The sequence below is a fragment of the Pseudomonas lyxosi genome (assembly GCF_047758685.1).
Taxonomy (GTDB): domain Bacteria; phylum Pseudomonadota; class Gammaproteobacteria; order Pseudomonadales; family Pseudomonadaceae; genus Aquipseudomonas; species Aquipseudomonas lyxosi.
The window spans coordinates 1,221,758-1,244,823 of the sequence record NZ_CP180481.1 but is presented as its reverse complement, the minus strand read 5'-3'; the positions used below and the strand labels follow the sequence as shown (position 1 = coordinate 1,244,823).

Below are 23,066 nucleotides of genomic sequence, written 5' to 3'. Positions count from 1 at the left end.
ATTTGGCTGAGCTGTTATTATCCGCCGTATCTATTCAGTACGGATTGATCCATGTCCTCTCGCGAAATCCGCATCGCCACCCGTAAAAGTGCACTCGCCCTGTGGCAGGCCGAATACGTCAAAGCCCGTCTGGAAGAGGCCCATCCGGGTCTGCTCGTGACGTTGGTGCCCATGGTCAGTCGCGGTGACAAATTGCTCGACTCGCCACTGTCGAAAATCGGCGGCAAGGGTCTGTTCGTCAAAGAGCTGGAAACCGCGCTGCTGGAAAACGAAGCCGACATCGCAGTGCACTCGATGAAAGACGTGCCGATGGACTTCCCTGAAGGCCTCGGTCTGTTTTGCATCTGCGAGCGAGAAGACCCGCGCGATGCCTTCGTTTCCAATACCTACGCCAGCCTGGACGAGTTGCCGCAAGGCAGCATCGTCGGCACCTCCAGCCTGCGCCGTCAGGCCCAGTTGCTGACCCGTCGTCCGGACCTGGAAATTCGCTTCCTGCGTGGCAACGTCAACACTCGGCTGTCCAAGCTCGATGCCGGCGAATACGACGCCATTATCCTCGCTGCTGCCGGCCTGATTCGTCTCGGCTTTGAAGATCGGATTACCTCGGCCATCAGCGTCGACGACAGTCTGCCGGCCGGTGGCCAAGGCGCGGTGGGTATCGAATGCCGCAGCGTCGACAGCGAAATTCACGCGCTGTTGGCACCGCTGCACCATCAGGATACCGCCACCCGCGTGACCGCCGAACGTGCTCTCAACAAACATTTGAATGGCGGCTGCCAAGTGCCGATCGCCTGCTATGCCGTGCTTGAAGGCGAGCAGATCTGGTTGCGTGGTCTTGTCGGTGATCCGAACGGCGGTCTGCTGCTCAGCGCCGAGGCTCGTGCGCCACGCAGCGACGCCGAAGCCCTGGGCGTGCAAGTGGCTGAAGACCTGCTGAGTCAAGGCGCCAACGACATCCTGAAAGCAGTCTACGGCGAGGCAGGTCACGAGTGACGGGTTGGCGCCTGCTGCTGACGCGTCCCGCGGATGAGTCGGCGGCGCTGAGCAGTCTTTTGGTCGAAAAGGGGATTTTCAGCAGCAGTTTGCCGCTTTTGGAGATCGAGCCGATTCCTGCCTCTGACACAATGCGCGAGGTGATTCAGGGTCTGGATCGCTATTGCGCGGTGATCGTGGTCAGCAAGCCGGCCGCCAGAATTGCTGTGGATCTGCTCGACAGGTATCGGCCGCAACCCCCTCGTTTGAAGTGGTTCAGCGTGGGCGCAGCCACCGCGCAGATCCTTGAGGATCACGGGTTGGACGTCAGCTTTCCGGTGGATGGCGATGACAGCGAAGCCTTGCTTGAACTTCCTCAGTTGCGTGAGGCAATCGCGCGGCCCGGTCCACGCGTGCTGATCATGCGCGGGGAGGGCGGGCGCGAGTTGCTGGCTGAGCGTTTGCGCGAGCTTGGTGCTAGTGTCGAGTATCTGGAGTTGTACCGCCGCGACCTGCCGCACTACCCGCCGGCAGCGCTACCTGACCGGATCGAAGCGGAACGCTTGAACGGGCTGGTGGTCAGCAGTGGACAGGGTTTTGAGCACCTGCATCAATTGGCCGGCGATGCCTGGCCGCAATTGGCGCGGTTGCCGTTGTTTGTTCCAAGCCCCAGGGTCGCCGAGCTGGCACGTGCCGCCGGGGCCCAAACAGTTGTGGATTGTCGCGGCGCCAGTGCCGCGGCTTTGCTGACGGCGTTACGGGAGCATCCCGGACCCGTTTTCTAATGCAAAGGATGGATACGTGAGCGAAACAGCCTTGCCTAAAGATGACGTCCAGCCAGTGCTCGATGCACCGGTTGAAGCACCGGTTGAAGCACCGGTTGAAACTGGGCCTGCTGCAGTGCAGCGCCGAGGCAATGGGCTGGCAATCGTCGCGCTGCTGCTCGGCGCTGCCGGTGTCGCCGTGGGCGGTTGGGGAGTCTGGCAGGTGCGTCACCTGCAAGCCAATACTCAACTGCAGTTGAGTCAGGTCCAGGCATTGAGCGATCAGGCGCAGGACCTGAAGCTCAATGAACAACGCCTGACTGCTCGCCTGGAACAAATGCCTGCCGCTGACGTGCTCGATGCGCGCAGTCGTTTGGTCACTCAACTTCAAGGCGATCAGCAACGCTTGAATCAACGTCTGGAAACGGTTCTCGGCGCCAGCCGCAAGGATTGGCGTCTGGCCGAGGCCGAGCACCTGCTGCGTCTGGCCAGCCTGCGTCTTTCCGCGTTGCAGGACATCAGCAGTGCCCAGGCTTTGGTGCAGGGCGCCGATGAAATTCTGCGCGAACAGAACGATCCGGGTTCCTTTGCCGCTCGCGAGCAAGTGGCCAAAACGCTGGTGGCATTGCGTAGCACCCAACAGCCCGATCGCACCGGTCTGTTCCTGCGACTGGGGGCGCTGCGCGATCAGGTAATCAGCCTCACCGAGCTGGCACCCGAGTACAAGGACCGTGGTGAATCCCTGTTGGGTCTCACCGCCGATGGCGACGGCGCCAGTCGTTGGGCGCAATGGTGGGATCAGGTCTCGCGCTACATCCGCATCGACTTTAACGCCGACAAGAATGTGCGTCCGTTGCTGGCCGGGCAGAGCCTGAGCCAGGTGCGCCTGGCCCTGAGCCTGGTGCTGGAGCAGGCGCAATGGGCCGCGCTCAATGGCCAGGCCGCGGTTTATACCCAGGCGCTTGCCGAAGCGCGGGACGTGCTCAAGGGCAACTTCAACCCGGACAACCCTCAGAGCAAAGTGATGCTTGAGCAGGTTGGCGAGTTGAGCAAGCAACCGGTCACCGTCGTCACGCCAGACCTGACCGGCACGCTGAGTGCGGTTCAGGGGTATTTGGAGCGGCGTAATGTCAATGCCGAGGACTCGATCAAACCGATGGCCAAACCTGCCGCGGACACCGCTCAGGAGGCGACGCCATGAAACGCCTCTATGTGATCGTGTTCCTGGTGATCGCCGCTGCTGCCGCACTCGGGCTGGCGATTGCCGAGCATTCCGGTTACGTGCTGATCGCCTACAAAAGCTTTCGTTATGAATCGAGCCTGTGGGCAACCCTGGCGTTGGTCGCCGTGCTCTGGCTGGTGTTCTGGGGCATCAAGGCGTTGATCGAATTGGTGACGACCTCCAGCGGCGTGGTCAATCCCTGGTCGCGGCGCAATCGCAGTCGCCGGGTACAGGTGGCAATTGAACACGGTCAGCTGGATCTGGCCGAAGGTCGCTGGGCCAGTGCGCAGCGCCATCTGCATCGGGCTGCGGAAGCCGAGCGCCAGCCTTTGCTTTACTACCTCGGCGCTGCCCGGGCCGCGAACGAACAAGGTCAATACGAGGAAAGCGACAACCTGCTGGAGCGCGCTCTGGAGCGACAACCCCAGGCGGAGTTGGCGATTGCCCTGAGCCACGCACAATTGCAGACCGACCGCGGCGATACCGAAGGCGCCCTGGTGACCCTGCAAGCCATGCACGAGCGTCATCCTCACAACGTCCAGACCTTGCGCCAGTTGCAGCGCTTGCACCAACAGCGGGGCGACTGGTCGGCGGTGATTCGTCTGCTGCCGGAGCTACGCAAGGACAAGGTCCTGCCACCGGCCGAGCTGGCCGAACTGGAGCGCCGGGCCTGGGGTGAGAACCTGTCCCTGGCGGCGCATCAGGAAGAAGACGGGACGGTCGGCTTGCAGTCGCTTAATCGCGCCTGGCAGCAGTTGACCTCAGCTCAGCGTCAGGAGCCGCAACTGGTGCTCGCTTATGCCGAGCAACTTCGGCAACTGGGTGCTCAGGTCGAGGCCGAAGAGATCCTGCGAACGGCGCTCAAGCGCAACTACGACACTCATCTGGCGCGCCTCTACGGACTCGTTCGCGGCAGTGATCCGGCACGTCAACTGCACACCGCCGAGAGCTGGCTCAAGGAACATCCGGCCGACCCAAGCCTGTTGCTGACCCTGGGGCGCTTGTGTCTGCAAAGCAGCCTTTGGGGCAAGGCCCGGGACTATCTGGAAAGCAGCCTGCGAGTGCAGCGCAACCCGGAAGCCTGTGCGGAACTGGCGCGGCTGCTGGCGCAGTTGGGTGATACAGAACGAAGCAATCAGTTGTTCCAGGAGGGCTTGGGCTTGTTGGACGAGCGCTTGCTGGCGGCACCGTTGCCGGTTCCTGTTCACGCTTGAAGAGTGGATGACGGGTCGCTCGAAGGAGCGATCCAGTCGCCTGCAAACTGCCGGAATTCTACCTTTGTAGTCCGTCAACGGCCGAGTCCTACAGAGGACTACACCTAATCCTCTCGTTCCTGTCGGGATTTCCCTACACTTCTGTTGAAGTGTCCCCGCTGGCCTGCCTTGAAAGGCTGGCGCGCTTTCCTCTACCGTAACCGCCTGTCTCTACTGTTACGGAAATGCCATGTCTTTGGCCTGTTCACGCTCCTTGTTTTTCATGGCTTTCATTGCAGGTGCCCTGGCCCTGGGCGTGTCTTATTACCTGGAATATGCGGTCGGCCTCAAGCCTTGCGGGTTGTGCCTGTTGCAGCGCTTTTGCCTCGCGTTGCTCACGGGCGTCTACCTGGTGGCTTCGGTACATGGGCCGGGCCGCTTTGGCTCTTTCCTGTATTGGATGCTCGGGCTGTTTTGCAGTCTGGCGGGTACGGTCACGGCGTGGCGGCAGGTATTGCTGCAGAGCGATCCAATGCATCAGCTGTTGACGTGCTCGCCCAATCTGGCAGTTCAGTACGAGGACATGCCGTGGTTGTGTCAGGCCACGCAGATGTTCAAAGGCGAGGCGGAGTGCGCGGAGATTTCCTGGACACTGTTCGACCTGAGCATTCCTGAATGGAGTCTGCTGTTCTTCTTGGCGATGACAATTCTGGGCATTTATCAGCTGCTGCGCGTTGTCTGGAAAGCCTGTCTGCGACCGCTCAGCGGCGGTTCGTCGCACCGGGCGCTGGCGGGTGATTAAACACTTGTATGAACTTTATCTCCTGCGTACCTTGAAGCCATTGTCGCGCGGGCATAATCTGGCCCGCACGTGTCATTGGAATTATGTTGCTCGAATGACGCTCTGCCTGGCCGATACTTGACCTTCAAGTGTGGCGACGGGTGTAGGGCAGCATGACCCACAAGGGAAGAGAGATCACCATGCTCGAAAGTTGTCAGAATGCTCAGGAACGTTGGGGTGGAGTGCATCTGCTGATCGATCGCTGGTTGCAGGAGCGTCACGAACTGGTTCGGGCCTATGATGCTCTCGGCGCCAAGCCTGAGGCACTGGGTGAGAACCGTAAGCCGTTGCAGGAGTTCTGCGGCGTGCTGGTCGATTACGTGTCTGCCGGGCACTTCGAGATCTACGAACAGCTGACCGGCGAAGCCAAAGCGTTTGGTGACACTCGCGGGCTCGAGCTGGCCGAGACCATCTACCCTCGCATCGACGTCATCACCGAGAAGCTGCTCGCGTTCAACGACCTGTGTGATGCAGGTCAATGCGTGGCAGAGAAATTCAAAGAGCTGGGTGGCCTGTTGCACGAACGCTTCGAACTGGAAGACTGCCTGATCGAAGTGCTGCACACCGCTCACAAGGAAGAGGATTCGGTTCAGGCCTGAACCCCCTTCCTGCAAGACCTCCAAAAACGGTGCGCTATGCGCGCCGTTTTTCGTTTCCGGTATTCAGCTTGTGGCACCGCGCAATTCGACCTCGAATACCAGCGGTGTGAACGGCGCAATCAGGTCGCCGGCACCCTCGGCGCCATAGGCTTCGGCCGATGGAATCACCAGACGCCATTTCGCACCGACCGGCATTTGCTGCAACGCGCTACGCCATCCGCTGATCACGCTGTCGAGACTGAACCACTGCGGCTGACTGTTCTGATCGAACACCGTGCCGTCGGGAAGGCGACCGATATACAGCACCTGGACTTTGCCGTTGGGGCCAGCTTTGGCGCCAGTGCCCGGCGCCAACTCCGTTAGCAATATTCCATCTGCCAGTTCACGAACGCCCGGTCTGGCTTTTTCCTCGGCGAGAAAGGCCTGCTCTTTTTTGAGGGCGATTTCACTTTGCGGCGTGCTCGCTTGCAAGGCGACCTGGGCTTCATGCTCGGCAAGAATCTGTTCGATCTGCTCATCTTTCAGCGCCAGGGGTTTGCCTTGATAGGCTTGTTGCAAGCCTTGGATCAGCGCCTGAAGTTGCAGATCGGGAACCTCCTGGCGCAGGCGTTCACCGAGACTTGCGCCCAGGCTGTAAGAGAGATCATGAGTGTCATTTTCTTTGGTTTTTTCGGCGGCCTGGGCCACGGAAAAAAACACGCACAGTGATAAAAAAAGGTAGCGCGACATGGGCACTCTCCGACCTGAGATGCGGGGGATTATGCCAGTGTGAATGCGCTCGACGGTGAACTGGTTTTGCGCAAGCGCAGAAGAATTTCAATCCGTTGCAACGCAGCGCTTTGGATACTGTCAACATGCCCTAGCGGCGGTAGCAGCAGAGGTCTAGTATGAGCCGCACCCACGTCAGCCAGGAGGTAAATCATGTCGGCCACCAAGAAGCCTGTAAATACTCCGTTGCACTTACTCCAACAACTCTCGGGCAGCTTGCTCGAGCATCTGGAAAACGCTTGTTCCCAAGCCTTGGCTGATGCTGAAAAACTGCTCGCCAAACTGGAAAAGCAACGCGGAAAAGCGCAAGAAAAACTGCACAAGTCCCGTACCAAATTGCAGGACGCTGCGGCGGCCGGCAAGGCCAAGGCACAAGCCAAAGCCAAGGGCGCGGTGAAGGAGCTTGAGGACCTGCTCGATGCCCTCAAGGATCGTCAATCCGAAACTCGCAGCTACATTCTGCAACTCAAGCGCGACGCTCAAGAAAGCCTGAAACTGGCCCAGGGCGTCGGTCGTGTACAAGAGGCTGTCGGCAAGGCGTTGTCCCTGCGTTCGGCCAAGCCTGCTGCGGCTCCTGCCAAGAAAGCCGCTTCCAAACCGGCTGCTGCAAAAGCACCGGTCAAGTCTGCCGCCAAACCGGCCGCCAAAGCACCGGTGAAAGCCGCAGCAAAACCTGCCGCTAAACCTGCGGCAAAAAAACCAGTCGCTGCTAGCGCTGCAAAACCGGCTGCTAAAACAGCCGCAGCCAAACCTGCCGCCAAGCCAGCCGCTGCCAAAACAGCTGCCGCTAAACCGGCTGCAAGAACCGCTGCTGCCAAACCGGCGGTGGCGAGAACTGCAGCGGCTAAACCAGCTGCCAAACCGGCTGCAAAACCAGCGGCTAAAACTGCCGCTGCGAAACCTGCTGCCAAGCCTGCCGCGAAATCAGTCGCGACTAAAACTGCTGCCAAGCCAGCTGCAAAACCAGCTGCAAAAGCTGCAGCCAAACCGGCTGCCAAAACTGCTGCTGCAAAACCTGCTGCAGCGAAACCAGCAGCCAAACCTGCCGCTGCCAAACCGGCTGCAAAACCAGCCGCCAAGCCAGCTGCAAAACCAGCCGTGAAAAAACCGGTTGCCGCCAAGCCGGCCGCCGCGCCAGTTGCCAAGCCGGCCACCGCGCCAGTTGCCAAGCCAGCCAACCCGGCTCCGGCAGCAACGTCTGCTTTAGCAGCAGCTACCTCGACAGCCACGCCAGCGCCAACGCCGGCCGCCGCATCGATCGCAGCAACCACCCCAACCAGCGCTTCCTAAGTGCTGCTTACCGCGACGCGCAGCTGATGCAGCGCGTCGCGGTCCAGGTGGACGGCGCCTGCCGTTACACCTTCCAGCCAGGCCGATAGATCGGTCGCCTCACCTTGCGGCCAACTCTGCGCCGATCGTTCCAGTCGCACCAACAGATGCCGCTCGGCTTCCAGTTCAAGTGCCTTCACTTGCTCGCGCAAAGCATTCAGTTCGCCATCGTCGGCGGCGACGACTTTCCAATTCACCCGCAAGGCTCGCAGCGGGCGCACCACGTCTGCGTCCCACGGCTCGGCGACGCTGCGCAGTTGCTGCAATCGGTGTTCGTTACAGGCGACGCCACGTTCTCCCAGCCACAGCCCGCAGAGCAGCAAGCACACATTGATCCCCGCCGACTGTAATTGCAGGCATGCGGGCTCAACGCCGGGACGGGCGTAAGTACTAAGGGAAAAGCTCCACAGGTCAGAGGACATAGTGCTACTCGCGCCAGTTGCGAGCGAAGCTGGTAGACTCCGCCGCCATTATGATTCGACTTCAGAACCTGACTTTACAGCGTGGCCCTCAACGTCTGCTAGAAGACGCCGAGCTGACCCTGCACGCCGGCCACAAAGCTGGCCTCATCGGTGCCAACGGCGCCGGCAAATCGAGCCTCTTCGCCTTGCTTCTGGGTGACCTGCACCCGGACTCGGGTGATTGCTTCCTGCCGGCGGACTGGCGCATCGCCCACATGCGCCAGGAGATCGACACCCTCGATCGGGTGGCGGTCGACTATGTGCTCGATGGCGACCTGCGCCTGCGTGAGGTGCAACGCGACCTCGCGGCAGCCGAAGCGGCCCATGACGGTACCGCTCAGGCCCGCCTGCACTCGGAACTCGACAGCGCCGACGGTTACACCGCCGATGCCCGGGCCCGAAAACTGCTGGCCGGCCTTGGATTCACCAATGAACAGATGGATCGCCAGGTAGGAGATTTCTCTGGTGGTTGGCGGATGCGTCTGAACCTGGCGCAGGCTTTGATGTGCCCCTCGGACTTGTTGTTGCTCGACGAACCGACCAACCACTTGGACCTCGACGCCATCATCTGGCTCGAAGAATGGCTCAAAAGCTATCCCGGCACCTTGATGCTGATTTCCCACGACCGGGACTTCCTCGATGCCGTGGTCGATCACGTGGCCCACGTCGATCAGCGCAAGATCACCCTGTATCGCGGTGGTTACAGCGCCTTTGAACGCGCCCGTGCCGAACGTCTGGCCCAGCAACAGCAGGCCTACGAGAAGCAGCAGGCGCAACGTGCGCACATGGAAAGCTACATCGCCCGCTTCAAGGCCCAGGCCACCAAGGCCCGTCAGGCTCAGAGCCGGATCAAGGCGCTGGAGCGGATGGAAGAACTGTCCGCCGCCCACGTCGATTCGCCGTTCGATTTCGTTTTCCGCGAATCAGTGAAAATCTCCAGCCCGTTGATTGACCTCTCCGACGCCCGACTGGGTTACGGCGAGCGAGCCGTGCTGGAGAAGGTCAAGCTGCAACTGACCCCTGGTGCGCGGATCGGTTTGCTTGGCCCGAACGGTGCCGGTAAATCGACCCTGATCAAAAACCTTGCCGGTGAACTCGAGCCGTTGTCCGGTCGCCTGACCCGTGGCGAGAACACCGTCGTCGGCTACTTCGCCCAGCATCAGCTGGACTCCCTCGACTCCAAGGCCAGCCCGTTGCTGCACATGCAGCGCCTGGCGCCGACCGAGCGCGAGCAGACGCTGCGCGACTTCCTCGGTGGTTTCGACTTCCGCGGCGCGCGGATCGATGAGCCGGTGCTGAATTTCTCCGGTGGCGAAAAGGCCCGTCTGGCGCTGGCGTTGATCGCTTGGGGCCGGCCGAACCTGCTGCTGCTCGACGAACCGACCAACCACCTGGACCTGGAAATGCGCCTGGCGCTGACCATGGCCCTTCAGGAATTCAGTGGCGCGGTACTGGTGGTCTCCCACGATCGTCATTTGCTCAAAAGCACCACTGACAATTTTTATCTGGTGGCGGACGGCAAGGTCGAGGAATTCGACGGCGACCTGGAAGACTACACCCGTTGGCTGGTGGACTACCGCCAGCGCAACGCCCCGGTCAGCAACACCCCGGTCAATCCGGACAAGACCGACAAGAAGGCCCAGCGCCAGGCGGCGGCTGCGTTGCGTCAGCAACTGGCACCGCACAAGCGCGAGGCTGACAAGCTCGAAGCCGAGCTGGGCAAGCTGCACGAGAAACTGGCGAAGATCGATACCAGCCTCGGCGACAGCGACATTTACGAGCCGGCGCGCAAGAACGACTTGCGTGATCTGCTGGCCGAACAGGCCAAGCTGAAGGTCCGTGAAGCCGAGCTGGAAGAAGCCTGGATGGAAGCGCTGGAACTGCTCGAAAGCATGCAGGCGGAGCTGGAGGCGCTGTCCTGATGGAAGCCTTCAAGCTGCCATTGCCTGCCGTGTGGATTGAGCCGATCTGGCTCTTCGTGAAGATCCTGCTGATTCTGTTGGCGGGCTATGTTGCCCAGCGTTGCGTCGCCAAGTGCCTGACTCGCCTGGGTGAGCGTTATCCGTTTCCGCCACAATTGCTGATGCCACTGCGCGGTGGTCTGCGCTGGCTGATCATGGGCAGCGCGCTGATCTTCGTGCTGGAACGCCTCGGGGTGTCGGCGACGGTGCTTTGGACCGCGTTGTCCGGGTTTGTCGCGGTAGCGGCAGTGGCGTTCTTCGCCATGTGGAGCGTGCTCTCCAATCTGCTCTGCGCAATCCTGATCTTCACCGTCGGCCCGTTTCGCCTCGGCGACGTGGTCGAGTTGGTGGACACCACCGACAAGCCTGGCGTCAAAGGCCGGGTCGTTGCGATCAATCTGCTCTACACCACGCTGATCGAAGCCGAAGAACTCGGCACAGGCAGCGCCATGGTGCAAGTGCCCAACAGCCTGTTCTTCCAGCGCTCGGTGCGACGCTGGCGCGGCAGCGATGTATTCCCTTCCAGCGGTTTCGAAAAGTAGCCTGAATACCGACCACACTGGTCGGCAGCTGTTCTGTCCTGCAAAAAATCGGTAGTCATCGGCCCAAAGCCGCATTAGCTTAGACGTCTGTCACGAGTCTGAGTCGAGGTGTGCGATGGTGCTTCAAACATGGCTGGCGTTTTTTGCCGCCTGCTGGGTGATCAGTCTGTCTCCCGGTGCCGGCGCCATTGCGTCGATGTCCAGCGGTCTGCGATATGGTTTCTGGCGCGGTTATTGGAACGCCTTGGGCCTGCAACTGGGTCTGGCGTTACAGATTGCGATTGTCGCCGCCGGTGTCGGTGCAATCCTCGCGGCGTCGGCCACCGCTTTCTACGCGATCAAATGGTTTGGCGTGGCCTATCTGGTTTACCTGGCGGTCAAGCAGTGGCGCGCGCTGCCCCATGACATGAGCGACGATGCGGCCGTCCGGCAAATCGGCAAGCCGATGGCGCTGGTGTTCCGGGGTTTCCTGGTGAACGTCAGCAACCCCAAGGCGTTGGTGTTCATGCTCGCGGTGCTGCCGCAATTCATTGATCCGCATGCACCGCTGGTGGCGCAGTACCTGATCCTCGGTGTGACCATGATCTGCGTCGACCTGATCGTCATGGCTGGTTACACCGGACTTGCATCGAAGGTGTTGCGGATGTTGCGCACGCCCAAGCAGCAGAGACGCATGAACCGCACGTTTGCCGGGCTGTTCATCGGTGCGGCGGCGTTCATGGCGACCCTTCGCAAAGCGGTGGTGTAAAGCCGCCAGGCACAAAAAAGGCGACCCTTGGGTCGCCTTACTAGTTTCAGGGTTCAGCGCAGAATGACCGGCGCTATGTCCGCTGGCAGATTATTGCGCAGCGGGGCCTGGCCCGGTTGTTCGTAACCGCCGCCACCGAGCTGTTGGCTCAGTTGCCCTGCCACGTCTTCCCCCAAGGACTTGGACACGTCACGCACCACCCGCGGGCGGTTCAGCGAGACACGGATGTCCCGATGGTTCATCAGTTTGGTGTCCTGACCTTCGCCCATCGCCGTGAAGGCCGAGGTGATTTCGAAGGTCTTGGTATTGATCAGGCTGAAATCCGCCACCAGGGTCAACGCCAGCACCGCCGAATAGCTGTCGGTGTTGGCGAGCTCGTTGATGTCGTTGTTGAAGTCGATGTCCGACACGGTGCCGAACAACACGTAGTCGGCGCCTTTGAAGTTGCCGGCCTTGATCCGCTTGATCACGTCATAGACGTCACCCTTGGACGCCGATGTATAAGGCGTGCCCTGGACCAGCTGGAACATGCCGGTACGAAGAATCTCGCCCTTTATGTCGCCGGTGAATTTGCGCAATTCACCTTGTTCGATGTAGCTGGTGGTGGCTTCGATTTCGTTGTAGCTCGAAGACCCGCTGGCGCCGTAGTAACTCTGGCTGTGGTTGCTCTGTGCCGAAACGATGTGGATGTACTGCTCCACTCGCTCCTGGTACGCGAGGTCCGTCACCGCGACTTTCGGGGCCGCTTGCACGCTGAACGCGCAAGCCAGGGCCATTATGCCAATCCATGCGCGCATTGATTAACGCTCCGTGGTCTTGCGGATCTCTTTCTCGTCCATCCACTCGGCCAGACCGCTTTCAACGTCAATCAATTGCAGGCTGAATTTGTAGAAAACGTCCTTGTAGTCGCTGCTGCGCTTGACGATCGAGCTGATCGAACCTTCGATACGGTATTTGGCGGCGATCATGTTGCCGGTCTTGGCCACCGTGTTCTTCTTGTACAGACCGCTCTGGTTTTGCAGCTTGAGCTGGTCGACCTGGCTCTGCATGGCGGTGTTGTCGCTGGCGAAACGGGCGGTGCCCGTCTTCATCAGCTGAGTCTTGATGCTGGTGGTGATTTCACGCGTATCGATGTACTCGCTGGTCTTGTTCTTCACGTCGTAGACCTGAACCACCGGGCGGCCTTGCAGAATGCCGGACTGGGCCAGGGAGCGGGTCATGGATTCAGCGATCATCTGCAGGTCGGTGGAACCGAACTCGTTGGTCACGGTTTCTACAGCCTTGGTGTCGCCATAGCTGATGCTTTTGCTGCCCAGGGTCGGCGAAGTGTTGGCGCAACCGCTGGCCAGAAGGGCGATAACGGCAATGAACGAAAAGCGTGCAAACATGGGAATGCTCTCTAGAACTGAACGAATAGGGTGTCGGGCTTAAGGCGTTTTGATTTCGAGACGGAAATCCACGGCTTTGGCGGTTGGCGCAATGGCCTGAATGAAGCTGGTCTGCTCGCCGTACATCATCTGGCTTTTCCAGGTTTCTTCTTCGGCGACGGGGAAGCCTTCAGGGCCTAGCCAGGCAAAACGGTAGTAAAAGGTCTTGTTGTTGAAGCTGGTGTTGCTCAGCTGCGCGTTGACCGTCATGAAGCCATTTTCCCGGGCAACGCGCATGGCGCCGACCACGATGTTCTTGAGCTTGCCCATGGCCACGACCTTGCTGGCGGCGCTGCCAGGTTCCGGCGGTGGCGGGGTGGCGCACCCGGCCAGCAGGGCCAGGGCGACAACAGCGATGAGTTTGAAACGCATGCAAAGACTCCGTTCTTAAGGTTTGAGGCTGGCCACGGCGGTCGGGTTGGCGCTCGGGATCACATGCGTAGCCAGGCCGCTGGCGAACACTTGATTGCCCACGGCGCGCAAGCTGATGACCTGGTAACGCTGATCGACGGTGACCTTGACCACCGAACCGCCCACGGCACTCGGCAGGGTGACTTGGTGCTCACCTTTCTTCAAGCGCAGACGCACCACTTGCGTGTAGTCCGGCAGGGTGCGCCATGTACGGGTATCGGCACCTTCGAGCACGGCTGAAGAGATTCCGACCGCCAGGCCCGCCAGTGGGTTGGTTTCGTTGATCTGCTTCTGCGCCACGCCTTTGGTCACGGCACGCACGGTGGTACGCAGGATGATGCCCGGCATATCGTCACGCAGGGCGCGACGGGACATGGCGGTGGTGCTGTTGAGTGCGGTCAGGTTCAGTTGCTGACCGTCCACGCCAATCTGAGTGAGCGTGGCGGTGGAGGTATCTGGCTTGATGATCGGGAACGACAGTGGCGTGATCACCAACTGGTTGCTGATCGGCAAGGGCAATGGGATGCGGATCGAATCGCGCGACGGCGCCAGACCACTTTGCACGACGATCAGGATGTCGCTGTCCTCGTTCTTACTTGGCTTGTCGAGATTGACCAGCGCCTGTTCCAGCAGCGGCGTGTTCGGGCGCAGTTCGGCGGCTTTGCGATAGCCCGGTGCAGCCAGGTCTTTTTCACCCAGGGCTTCGTAGACGAAGCCGGCCAGGTAGTGGCTGAACGCACTCTGGTAGCTGTTTTTCAGGCTGACCACTTCCGGTGCGTCGAGGCTGGCGACCGGGTAACCCTGCAAATCCTTGTACTGGGTTTTGACGCCTTCTTTCTCGGCTTCCTCTTCGCTCTTGAGGTACTCCTTGTCGCGCAGGTCGGCGATCACTGCTTCGCGTTCGTGGGTCTTTTTGATCGACATGCGCGCGCCGTCGAAGTCGTTTACTGCCAGCAGGTTGAGGGCCATCTGCGTGGTCAGCATGACTTTTTCGTAGTCGTAGCCTTCGTAGCGACGGACCTTGTCGTTCACCACGAAACTGCCGAACTGGGCGAGGTATTTGCCGGTATCAAGCTTGACCGAGTCTTCCCACTTGCCCACTACCTGATCGGCACTGGTCCAGGCGTTCTGGCTGCCGGACAGGTCACCTTTTGCGCGCAACAATTCACCCTTTTCGAAGTAATAGAGCAGGTCTTTGTCCGGGCTTGTGTTGTTCTTTTCCAGCAGGGTCAACGCGGCATCGACATTGCCGGCCGCCAGTTGCTGGTTGGTTTGGGCCAGTTCGGAGTCGTAGTTGCGAAACGCCGAGCAGCCGGAGAGCAAGGTGACGGCGCTGAGCGCGATCGAGGTAAGGGCGCGGGATGCCATTGGGGTACTTCTTCCCTGAATGTAAGCAGCCGCAAATGCTGGTCGGGCTGATGGGACCTACTGGCGGGCATGTTGGCCTCCTGCCAATTCCTCATAAAAAGAGGAGCTTAAATGCCGTTTCGCAATAACGAAGGCGCGACATTATAAGCAAGGATGCTGGCCATGTAATGGCTTTTTAATTCCATGGAAGGTGTTTGGTGCCATTACTTATTTCAGGCCGGATACCCCCTTGTTTTCAGGCATAGAGGAGGGCTCGAAGGCTACACCGCTGCTGTAAATCCGATCACCTAACGCCCGCAGGCCAATGACCTGGTGGTTCTGGTCGATCCGGATTTTCAGAGGCGTCGTGCCCGGGACGTTCGGCAGGCTGATCAGGTGTTCGCCTTTTTTCAGGCGCAGGCGCGCCACCAGGGTGATATTGGGCAAGGTGCGCCACGTGCGGGTGTCCGCGTGCTCGAAGCCATCATGCTGGGTCACGTAAGAGGCTTTGCTCGGGTTGCGTCGGTTGTCCGTGCCCTGGACGGAAGCCGCCAGAAAGGCGCGATGGGCCGTGCGTTGAATGATTCCCGGCATGTCGTCGCGCAACGTGCGCAGCGACATATCGGTGATGCTGTTGACGGGAATCAGTTTTTGTTTGCGGCCGTCGATACTCATCTGCGTGAAGACCGGGGTCGAGGTATCGGGGACCATCACTGGAAACGACACGTTGGCGACGATCACCTGGTCGTCCTCCAGGCGCACCGGATAGGGAACGCGAACCGAACTGCGCGCCGGCGCCAGTCCGCTTTGTACGATGATCAGCACGTCGCTTTCGCCAGCCTTGGCCCTGGGTTTGTCGAGTTCGCGCAATGCCTGTTCGAAGAAGGGCAGGTCGGGTCGCAACTCAATGGCCTGGCGATAACCCGGTGCGGCGAGATCCCGCTCACCCAGCGCTTCATAGGTAAACCCCGCCAGGTAGTGACTGAACGCACTTTGATAGCCGTTTTTCAGTGCAATCACGGCGGGGGCGTCGAGGGTGGTCACGGGGTAGCCTTGAAGATCCTTGTAGCGCACGCGCACGCCCTGCGCCTTGGCTTCTTCTTCGAGCCGCTCGTATTCCTGCTCCCGTTGTCGGGCGATCAATGCTTCACGTTCGTGAGTTTTTTTGATGTCGGCCCGTGCGCCGTCGAAGTCGTTGACCGCCAACTGGTTCAAGGCCATTTGCGTGGTCAGCATGACTTTTTCGTAGTCGTAGCCATCGTAGCGGCGCAGTTTGTCGTTGATGATGCTGCCCCAGTGATTGCCCATCGCGGACAAGAGTTGGGTGCCGGTCGATTCGACGGTGTCCTGACGCTGGATCACCATTTGCTCGGCACTGCGCCAGGCGATCTGGCTCTGGGGTAGCGCGCCAGCGGCACTCAGCACTGCGCCTTTCTCGAAGTAGTAGAGCAGATCCCTTTCTTCCGCCGGATTGTGCAGCTCAAGCAGCGCGAGCGCGTCATCGGGATTGCCTGATTTCAACTGAAGGGTGGTTTGTTCCAGTTCCAGGTCGTAGTTGCGGTAGGCAGCGCAACCGCTCAGCTGCAAGGCAAGGCTTAGCAGCAGCGAGAAAAATAGGCGTGAACGCATAATCGAAGATTCTTCCCTGAACGAAACCGGCGGAGGATGGCAATTTGCCGCTAACTGTACCCGCCGTAGCGCTTGAAACACCAACAAAGCTTGAGTGAAAGTCATTGGAAGTGAACAATGTGTTACTTCGTATTTCCAATTGAGATTCATTCATGACTGCCCCGTCCCGTTTCCTGGCCTGGCTGATGTTGCCGTTGTTTGCCCTGTGCAGTTTCAACCTGCTGGCCGACACCGTGGAAGGCGCGCCGCAAGCGCTGCATTTGCTCGATTACATCGGTGCGGATTACCCGGAAACGGTGCAAGCGGGCAAGGTCATCAATAAGGCCGAATACCAAGAACAGCTGGAATTTATCAAGGCGCTGCAAGGCTTGATCGCCGCGATGCCGGCCAAACCGGAAAAAGCCGGACTGGAGCAGGGCGTCAGCACACTGCGCAACGCGATCACTGCGCGTCAGGACGGCGCGGACGTCGGCCGTCAGGCACGGCAACTCGGCGCCAAGCTGGCGGTGGCCTATGAAGTCAGCCAGGCACCGATCATTACGCCGGATCCGACCCGTGGTGCGCCGCTATACGCTCAGCATTGTTCGGTGTGTCACGGTGACGCGGGTGCCGGGGATGGCCCGGCGGGTGTCGGTCTGACACCGCCACCGTCCAATCTGCGTGACACGGCGCGGCTGGATCACCTGAGCCTCTACGCGATCTACAGCACACTGGGCCTCGGTGTCGAAGGCACCGACATGCCGGCCTTCGCCGATCAGTTGGACGATCGTCAGCGTTGGGACCTGGCGACCTACATCGCCAGCTTCAGCGCCGACCCGGCGGCTGCAAAAGCCGAGAAGACCTACAACATCGCCGACCTGGCCCGTCAGACTCCCGCAGAAGTGCAGGCCGCCGAGGGGCCGCAAGCGGCGGCGACCTTCCGTGAGCAGCGAGCGCAACCGCCGCAGGTCAAGCGTGGCCCGGCGCAGTTGCTCGACTACACCGCCGCAACGCTGGACAAGAGCATCGCAGCCTACCGTGTCGGTGATCACGATCAGGCCTATGACCTGTCGGTGGCGGCTTATCTGGAGGGTTTCGAACTGGTCGAAAGCTCTCTGGATAACGTCGACGCCAACGTGCGTAAAGACACTGAAAAATCGCTGATGGCTTACCGTCAGTCGTTGCAGGACGGTTTGCCGGTGGCCCAGGTTCAGGAGCGCCTGGACGCAGCCAAGGCCAAGTTGAAGGAATCCGCCGGCCTGCTGGGCAGCGATGGTTTGAGTTGGTCCCTGAGCTACATCTCCGGTTTGTTGATTCTGTTGCGCGAAGGCCTGGAAGCGATTCTGGTGCTGGCGGCGATCCTCGCGTTCCTGCGCAATACCGGCCAGCAATCGGCGGTGCGCAGCGTCAACGTCGGCTGGGGCTTGGCGCTGCTGGCCGGTCTCGGGACTTGGGCGTTGGCGGCGTATGTGATCGATGTCAGCGGCTCGCAACGCGAATTGCTGGAAGGTGCGACGGCGTTGTTCGCCGCTGTCATGGTGCTTTGGCTCGGCGTGTGGATGCACGACCGTCGTCACGCGGCGGCCTGGCAGGATTACATCAAGAGCAGCCTGGTGGGCGGCGGCGGGCGTTTCGGATTTGCGACGCTGGCGTTCTTCTCGGTGTATCGCGAGCTGTTTGAAGTGATTCTGTTCTACGAGACCCTGTGGCTGCAGGCAGGTCCAGCGGGCCATAACGCGGTGCTCGCTGGCGGCGCGACGGCGTTGGTGTTGTTGGTCGGTCTGGCGTGGGTGATCCTGCGCGGTTCGGCGAAGCTGCCGCTGTCGTTGTTCTTCAGTATCAACGCCGGCCTGCTGTGCGCGTTGTCGGTGGTGTTTGCCGGGCATGGCGTGAAGGCGTTGCAGGAAGCCGGGATCTTCGGCACCCGGCCGGTGCCGTTCTTTGACTTCGACTGGTTGGGGATCCACGCTGATGCGTATTCGCTGAGTGCGCAGGCGGTGGCGATCATGGCGATCATCGTGCTGTATAGCCGTAGTCGGCTGGCTGAGAAGCGGCGGGTGCAGGTTTCTTAAGAGCATTCGCTGCGCTCACATTCGCGGGCAAGCCACGCTCCCACAGGTTTAGCGTTAACCTTGTGAGAGCGTGCTTGCCCGCGATGCTTTTTAACAGAGGAAAACACAATGCGTGTGTGGATCGATGCCGATGCCTGCCCCCGGGCGGCCAAGGATCTGGTGGTGAAGTTCGCCCTCAAGCGCCAGTTCGAAGTGGTGTTGGTGGCCGGACAGCCGCAGATCAAACCGGGTTTGGCCCTGGTGAAGCTGATCGTGGTGCCAAGCGGTCCGGATGCCGCTGACGACTATCTGGTGGAATACGCGGTCCCCGGCGAATTGGTGATCTGCAGCGATGTGCCGCTGGCCGACCGTCTGGTGAAAAAGGGCGTTGCGGCGCTGGATCCGCGGGGCAAAGAGTTCGATGCGCAGAACATGGGCGATCGGTTGGCGGTGCGAAACCTGTTCACCGATTTGCGTGAACAGGGGCAGATGAGCGGCGGGCCAGCGCCGTTTGGCGAGCGTGAGAAGCAGGCATTTGCCAATGCGCTGGACCGGATCCTCACGCGACTTTCCCGTTCCCATTGATCGTTCCCACGCTCCGCGTGGGAATGCCTCAACGGACGCTCCGCGTTCGGCTTTTGGGACGCAGAGCGTCCCGGGCTGCATTCCCACGCAGAGCGTCACTAGTGTCCGGTAAAAACCGAAGGGGGAGCTTGCTCCCCCTTGCTGTGCCTGCTTCGTAAGCAATAATCAGGTTTTCAGACTTGATTTTCGCCCATGTTCAGCAGCACTCGATTTGCGCAAATGCTTCAAGCCCTTCCTCATCAGCTCTTCAAAGCCGCCGTCAAACGCTGTGGCGCTGATCGTTACGCCAAACAATTCACGTCCTGGGATCTGCTCGTCACGCTGATTTACGGTCAGCTGACGCAAGCCAAAAGCTTGCGTACGTTGGCGACAGCCTCGCAGTCGCTGCAACCCCATCGCCACCACCTCAACGCCAAGAACATGGTGCGTTCGACCCTTTGTGATGCGTTGAACAAGCGCAGCTCAGAGCCGTTTCGGCTGGCCTGTGAGCACTTGCTTCAAGGCATTGGCCGCAAGCAGCGCAAGTCGCTCGAAGCCATGATCACCCTGATCGATTCGACCTCGATCAGCCTGCGCGGACCCGGTTTTGACGAATGGACCACCGCGACGAAAACCCGCATAACCCAAGGCTTGAAGGTACATGTGGCCATCGATCCACAGCAAACAGCCCCGACTTACGTAAACATCACCGCCGCCAACGTCAACGATCTGAGCGATGCCCTGACCATGCCGCTTGAAGCAGGTATGACGTACGTTTTCGACAAGGGTTACTGCGACTACAACTGGTGGCACCAGATTGATCAGATGGGTTCTTTCTTCGTCACCCGACTGAAGAAAAACGCCAATCTAAAGCCGGTAGAAAATTTGAGGGAAAAGGATGCACCCGAATTCATTGAGGCGGACGAATCGGTATTGTTCGGGAAGAAATACCTGAACACTCGACGTCCGAATCTCTACCAAAATCAGGCTGTGCGTCGGGTTCAGATCCGCCGAGAGGACCACGAAACGCCATTGATTCTGGTCACCAACGACTTCTCTCGCTCAGCGGAGGAGATCGCCGATCTGTACAAACAACGTTGGCAGATCGAACTGTTTTTTAAGTGGATCAAGCAAAACCTCAAGCTCAAACGGTATTTCGGCTTCTCTGAAAATGCCGTTCGTTTGCAGATCTACAGCGCCTTGATTACCTATCTTTTGCTGCATCTTTATCAGCGCCGTTCAGGTTGCTCGGGATCTATTTCAGACTTTGCCATTCGGCTAACCCACAGCTTGTTCGAACGCCCATTAAGCATTGAACACCTTGAACAGCGAAGGCAAAAGCGAACAAAGCTGAAGGCTGCCCAAGGCAGCCTTCAGCTTTGAAAAGGTTTTACCGGACACTAGTGACGCAGAGCGTGGGAACGATCAGGGGTCAGGCGTCGTTTTCGTGGGTCAGTTCGAGGACGCGGTCGACCAGTTTGTTGATGCCCGAAGCCGCTTCACTGATGCTCTGCGCCAGCATGTACGCCGGGGTGCTGACCAGTTTGCGAGCTTTGTCTTCAACGATGTCAGTTACCGCGCAGTCTGCGTGTGTAGCGCCCATCTTGTTCATGGCGGCGGCAGTATCGGCGTCGTTGCCGATGGTGCAGGTCACGCCCGGTCCATAGATCTTCGCCGCGAGCGCCGGCGAGATGCAGATCAGCCCGACTGGTTTGCCGGCCTCGGCAAAGGCCTCAGCCAGCGCCAGGACTTCCGGTTGCACGGTGCAGCCGGCGCCTTCGACGGCGAAGTTCGACAGGTTCTTGGCCGCCCCGAAACCGCCTGGAACGATCAGCGCATCGAAGTCTTCCACGTCCGCCTCGCGGATATCCTTGATGTTGCCTCGGGCGATCCGCGCCGATTCCACCAGCACGTTGCGCGACTCGGGCATTTCTTCGCCGGTCAGGTGATTGATCACATGTAGCTGCGCGATGTTCGGTGCGAAACACTGTACCTGAGCCCCCCGTTGGTCCAGACGCAGCAGGGTGATCACGCTTTCGTGGATCTCGGCGCCGTCGTACACGCCACAGCCGGATAGGATCACTGCAATTTTTTTGCTCATGGGCTTTTCTCCAGATTCATGGCGTTAAATGTCCACTAATTTGTCACTCGTTGCCATAGGGTTAATTCGCGGCTACACCTAGGATCTGTCCTCAAGATTCCGATCAGGGCGCGTCATGGACTTCATTCTGTATGCGGTGCCGTTTTTCTTTGTGCTGATTGCCGTCGAACTGCTGGCCGACCGTTGGCGCGGAGTGAGCAATTATCGTGTGGCGGACGCGATCAACAGCATGAGCACCGGCGTGCTGTCGACCACCACCGGCCTGTTGACCAAAGGCGTCGGCCTGGTGACATATGCGTTTGCCCTCAAGCATCTGGGGCTGTTCGAACTTTCGGCTGACAGCGTTTGGGTCTGGGTTTTCGCCTTCGTCCTCTACGACTTCTGCTACTACTGGCTGCATCGCATGGGCCACGAACGCAACATCCTCTGGGCGGCGCATTCGGTGCATCACCAGAGCGAGGACTACAACCTGTCCACGGCCCTGCGCCAGACCAGTACCGGCTTCCTGCTGAGCTGGATCTTCTACCTGCCGATGGCCGTGCTCGGCGTGCCGTTGCTGGTGTTCATCAGCGTTGCGTCGCTGAACTTGCTGTACCAATTCTGGGTGCATACCAAACACATTCCCAAGCTCGGCTGGTTCGAGTGGTTCTTCGTCACGCCGTCCAATCATCGGGCCCACCATGCACAGAACGCTCTTTACATGGATCGCAACTACGGCGGGGTGTTCATTATTTGGGACCGTCTATTTGGCTCGTTCCAGGAAGAGGACGATAACGAGCCGGTGATTTTCGGTGTCACCACGCCGCTCGCGAGCTGGAATCCGTTGTGGGCGAATGTGCAGTTCTACGCGCAGCTATGGGATGACGCGCGGCGTGCGCAAAGCAAATGGGACAAGCTGCGCATCTGGTTCATGCGCACCGGTTGGCGGCCGGCGGATGTGGCCGCCAAATACCCGATGAATAAGCCAGACCTGAGTCAGTTCCGGAAATTCGAGGTGCCGCTGGACGGGCGTCAGCAGCTTTACGTCGTGTTGCAGTTCTGCGTCTACATCGCGCTGGGCAGCTACTTGATGAACCTGGAGCAGAGTTTGCCAACCGCCGCGCTGGTGCTCGGCTGGAGTGCCGTGGCGCTGGGTTTGTTTACGTTGGGCGTGGCCCTGGAGAATCGCCCGTGGGCGCTGAAGCTGGAGCTGCTGCGCCTGGCGTCGAATGTACCGCTGGTGTGGCTGGCGCCGGTCGTTGGGCTGTGGCCGGCCAGCGCGGCAGGTTGGGTGGGCCTGTTGAGTTACAGCCTGCTCAGTGGAATCGGTCTCTACTGTTGCAGAAACCGTTTCACTCGGCTGGCGTCTTAGTCTCGGCAGATTTGGCCAGTTCAGCCTGCTCGTCGGCGTAGATCTTCTTCGCCAGACGGGCGTTCTTGAGGCGTCGGCGCAACCACAGGCAAAAGCCCAGTATCAGCAGGGCGCCAAGCACCCACAGCTCGTACTTCTTGACGCTGCCGAGCATGCCTTCGAGTACCGCACCGAAGTGATAGGCAGCGGCAGCCAGCGCCGCGGCCCAGATCGCGGCACCAATCCCGTTGAGCAGCAGATAACGTCCCGGCGGATAGCCCGACAGGCCGATCGCCACCGGCATCACTGTGCGCAGGCCATAGACAAAGCGGAAGCTCAGTACCCAGATGTCCGGGTGCCTGCGGATGTGTTCCAGCGCCCGGTCGCCCATCAATTGCCAGCGCGGTTTGCGCGCCAGCAACTTGCGGCCGTGCTTGCGCCCCAGGAAATACCACAGCTGATCACCGGCATAACTGCCGAGGAACGCCACGATCATGACCACTTTGAGGTCCATGTATCCGCGGAACGCGAGGAAGCCTGCGAGCACCAGAATGGTTTCGCCTTCGAAAAACGTGCCGAGAAAGAGGGCGAAGTAGCCGAATTCCTGAAGAAATTGTTGGAGCATTGTCTGGATGCTGGCGAAATGAACGCGCAGCCTAACCCTTCGGGAACATTCATGAAAGTGTCCAAATGTGTCTCGACGTGAACATTTCCTACAACGACAATGGAATGCGACTACCTGTCACAGGGGTGCACATAACTGTAATACGTTCGTCATAATGGCCGCTTATAACTGTCACGCTCGCCCGCCAGCGCGGGCTCAGGAG

Annotated in this window: 23 protein-coding genes; 14 read left to right on the top strand and 9 right to left on the bottom strand. The window is 59.8% G+C overall.

The features are described 5' to 3' along the window. The first annotated feature begins 51 nt into the window (after positions 1–51). The 6 genes from hemC to ACMXYI_RS05880 all read left to right on the top strand — a co-directional run bounded on the left by hemC (position 52) and on the right by ACMXYI_RS05880 (position 5,591). Positions 52–993, top strand: coding sequence for a hydroxymethylbilane synthase (hemC, locus tag ACMXYI_RS05905; RefSeq protein WP_415772188.1), 942 nt, complete (start codon positions 52–54; stop codon positions 991–993). After that, complete coding sequence (locus ACMXYI_RS05900) at positions 990–1,757, top strand: uroporphyrinogen-III synthase (RefSeq protein ID WP_415772186.1); 768 nt, start codon at positions 990–992, stop codon at positions 1,755–1,757. Before hemC ends, ACMXYI_RS05900 begins: the two co-directional genes overlap by 4 nt. A gap of 16 nt (positions 1,758–1,773) precedes the next feature. Then, a complete protein-coding gene (locus ACMXYI_RS05895; RefSeq protein ID WP_415772184.1) occupies positions 1,774–2,937 on the top strand; it encodes a uroporphyrinogen-III C-methyltransferase in 1,164 nt (387 codons plus the stop codon). Beyond that, complete coding sequence (locus ACMXYI_RS05890) at positions 2,934–4,172, top strand: heme biosynthesis protein HemY (protein WP_415772182.1); 1,239 nt, start codon at positions 2,934–2,936, stop codon at positions 4,170–4,172. The genes ACMXYI_RS05895 and ACMXYI_RS05890 overlap by 4 nt, the downstream gene beginning before the upstream one ends. A gap of 229 nt (positions 4,173–4,401) precedes the next feature. Then, on the top strand, positions 4,402–4,953 hold the full coding sequence (locus tag ACMXYI_RS05885) for a disulfide bond formation protein B (RefSeq protein ID WP_415772180.1): 552 nt from the start codon (positions 4,402–4,404) through the stop codon (positions 4,951–4,953). 179 nt (positions 4,954–5,132) lie between these two features. Further along, on the top strand, positions 5,133–5,591 hold the full coding sequence (locus ACMXYI_RS05880; protein ID WP_046045098.1) for an Rsd/AlgQ family anti-sigma factor: 459 nt from the start codon (positions 5,133–5,135) through the stop codon (positions 5,589–5,591). A 63-nt stretch (positions 5,592–5,654) separates the two neighbouring features. Here the strand turns inward: ACMXYI_RS05880 and ACMXYI_RS05875 are convergent, their stop codons facing one another. Continuing rightward, a complete protein-coding gene (locus tag ACMXYI_RS05875) occupies positions 5,655–6,320 on the bottom strand; it encodes an FKBP-type peptidyl-prolyl cis-trans isomerase (RefSeq protein WP_415772178.1) in 666 nt (221 codons plus the stop codon). 192 nt (positions 6,321–6,512) lie between these two features. Between ACMXYI_RS05875 and ACMXYI_RS05870 the strand changes: the two genes are divergently transcribed. Then, complete coding sequence (locus ACMXYI_RS05870) at positions 6,513–7,649, top strand: AlgP family protein (RefSeq protein ID WP_415772176.1); 1,137 nt, start codon at positions 6,513–6,515, stop codon at positions 7,647–7,649. On the opposite strand, the gene ACMXYI_RS05865 is transcribed toward ACMXYI_RS05870, so the two are convergent. Then, positions 7,646–8,110 (bottom strand): TIGR02444 family protein, encoded by a 465-nt coding sequence (locus ACMXYI_RS05865; protein ID WP_415772175.1) that lies wholly within the window; start codon positions 8,108–8,110, stop codon positions 7,646–7,648. The two genes, ACMXYI_RS05870 and ACMXYI_RS05865, sit on opposite strands and share 4 nt — an antisense overlap. A 50-nt stretch (positions 8,111–8,160) precedes the next feature. On the opposite strand from ACMXYI_RS05865, the gene ACMXYI_RS05860 reads away from it, so the two are divergent. The 3 genes from ACMXYI_RS05860 to ACMXYI_RS05850 all read left to right on the top strand — a co-directional run bounded on the left by ACMXYI_RS05860 (position 8,161) and on the right by ACMXYI_RS05850 (position 11,400). Next, positions 8,161–10,071, top strand: a complete 1,911-nt coding sequence (locus tag ACMXYI_RS05860; protein WP_046045102.1) for an ATP-binding cassette domain-containing protein — start codon at positions 8,161–8,163, stop codon at positions 10,069–10,071. Continuing rightward, the gene (locus ACMXYI_RS05855; RefSeq protein ID WP_415772173.1) at positions 10,071–10,652 is read left to right on the top strand and encodes a mechanosensitive ion channel domain-containing protein; all 582 of its coding nucleotides are present in this window, start codon (positions 10,071–10,073) and stop codon (positions 10,650–10,652) included. Before ACMXYI_RS05860 ends, ACMXYI_RS05855 begins: the two co-directional genes overlap by 1 nt. A gap of 115 nt (positions 10,653–10,767) precedes the next feature. After that, positions 10,768–11,400 carry a LysE family transporter gene (locus ACMXYI_RS05850; RefSeq protein WP_008150302.1) on the top strand — a complete coding sequence of 211 codons (633 nt, stop codon included), beginning with the start codon at positions 10,768–10,770 and terminating at the stop codon, positions 11,398–11,400. A gap of 53 nt (positions 11,401–11,453) precedes the next feature. Here the strand turns inward: ACMXYI_RS05850 and ACMXYI_RS05845 are convergent, their stop codons facing one another. The 5 genes from ACMXYI_RS05845 to ACMXYI_RS05825 all read right to left on the bottom strand — a co-directional run bounded on the left by ACMXYI_RS05845 (position 11,454) and on the right by ACMXYI_RS05825 (position 16,214). Beyond that, the gene (locus tag ACMXYI_RS05845; protein WP_415772171.1) at positions 11,454–12,197 is read right to left on the bottom strand and encodes a penicillin-binding protein activator LpoB; all 744 of its coding nucleotides are present in this window, start codon (positions 12,195–12,197) and stop codon (positions 11,454–11,456) included. A gap of 3 nt (positions 12,198–12,200) precedes the next feature. Further along, positions 12,201–12,788, bottom strand: a complete 588-nt coding sequence (gene lpoB, locus ACMXYI_RS05840) for a penicillin-binding protein activator LpoB (protein WP_282376149.1) — start codon at positions 12,786–12,788, stop codon at positions 12,201–12,203. A 39-nt stretch (positions 12,789–12,827) separates the two neighbouring features. Continuing rightward, complete coding sequence (locus tag ACMXYI_RS05835) at positions 12,828–13,199, bottom strand: YcfL family protein (RefSeq protein ID WP_283182138.1); 372 nt, start codon at positions 13,197–13,199, stop codon at positions 12,828–12,830. A gap of 15 nt (positions 13,200–13,214) precedes the next feature. Beyond that, complete coding sequence (locus tag ACMXYI_RS05830; RefSeq protein WP_415772168.1) at positions 13,215–14,606, bottom strand: COG3014 family protein; 1,392 nt, start codon at positions 14,604–14,606, stop codon at positions 13,215–13,217. A 207-nt stretch (positions 14,607–14,813) separates the two neighbouring features. Next, positions 14,814–16,214, bottom strand: coding sequence for a COG3014 family protein (locus tag ACMXYI_RS05825; RefSeq protein WP_415772167.1), 1,401 nt, complete (start codon positions 16,212–16,214; stop codon positions 14,814–14,816). A 152-nt stretch (positions 16,215–16,366) separates the two neighbouring features. Between ACMXYI_RS05825 and ACMXYI_RS05820 the strand changes: the two genes are divergently transcribed. The 3 genes from ACMXYI_RS05820 to ACMXYI_RS05810 all read left to right on the top strand — a co-directional run bounded on the left by ACMXYI_RS05820 (position 16,367) and on the right by ACMXYI_RS05810 (position 20,191). Next, positions 16,367–18,265 carry an FTR1 family protein gene (locus tag ACMXYI_RS05820; RefSeq protein WP_415772165.1) on the top strand — a complete coding sequence of 633 codons (1,899 nt, stop codon included), beginning with the start codon at positions 16,367–16,369 and terminating at the stop codon, positions 18,263–18,265. A gap of 108 nt (positions 18,266–18,373) precedes the next feature. Further along, positions 18,374–18,829, top strand: coding sequence for a YaiI/YqxD family protein (locus ACMXYI_RS05815; RefSeq protein ID WP_095126973.1), 456 nt, complete (start codon positions 18,374–18,376; stop codon positions 18,827–18,829). 192 nt (positions 18,830–19,021) lie between these two features. Beyond that, positions 19,022–20,191, top strand: a complete 1,170-nt coding sequence (locus ACMXYI_RS05810; RefSeq protein WP_415768078.1) for an IS4 family transposase — start codon at positions 19,022–19,024, stop codon at positions 20,189–20,191. Positions 20,192–20,240: 49 nt separating this feature from the next. Here the strand turns inward: ACMXYI_RS05810 and elbB are convergent, their stop codons facing one another. Continuing rightward, positions 20,241–20,909 carry an isoprenoid biosynthesis glyoxalase ElbB gene (elbB, locus tag ACMXYI_RS05805; protein ID WP_033060653.1) on the bottom strand — a complete coding sequence of 223 codons (669 nt, stop codon included), beginning with the start codon at positions 20,907–20,909 and terminating at the stop codon, positions 20,241–20,243. A gap of 115 nt (positions 20,910–21,024) precedes the next feature. Between elbB and ACMXYI_RS05800 the strand changes: the two genes are divergently transcribed. Beyond that, the gene (locus ACMXYI_RS05800) at positions 21,025–22,260 is read left to right on the top strand and encodes a sterol desaturase family protein (protein WP_415772163.1); all 1,236 of its coding nucleotides are present in this window, start codon (positions 21,025–21,027) and stop codon (positions 22,258–22,260) included. Here the strand turns inward: ACMXYI_RS05800 and ACMXYI_RS05795 are convergent. Beyond that, on the bottom strand, positions 22,241–22,864 hold the full coding sequence (locus ACMXYI_RS05795) for a DedA family protein (RefSeq protein ID WP_415772161.1): 624 nt from the start codon (positions 22,862–22,864) through the stop codon (positions 22,241–22,243). The two genes, ACMXYI_RS05800 and ACMXYI_RS05795, sit on opposite strands and share 20 nt — an antisense overlap. Between the last annotated feature and the right edge of the window lie 202 nt (positions 22,865–23,066).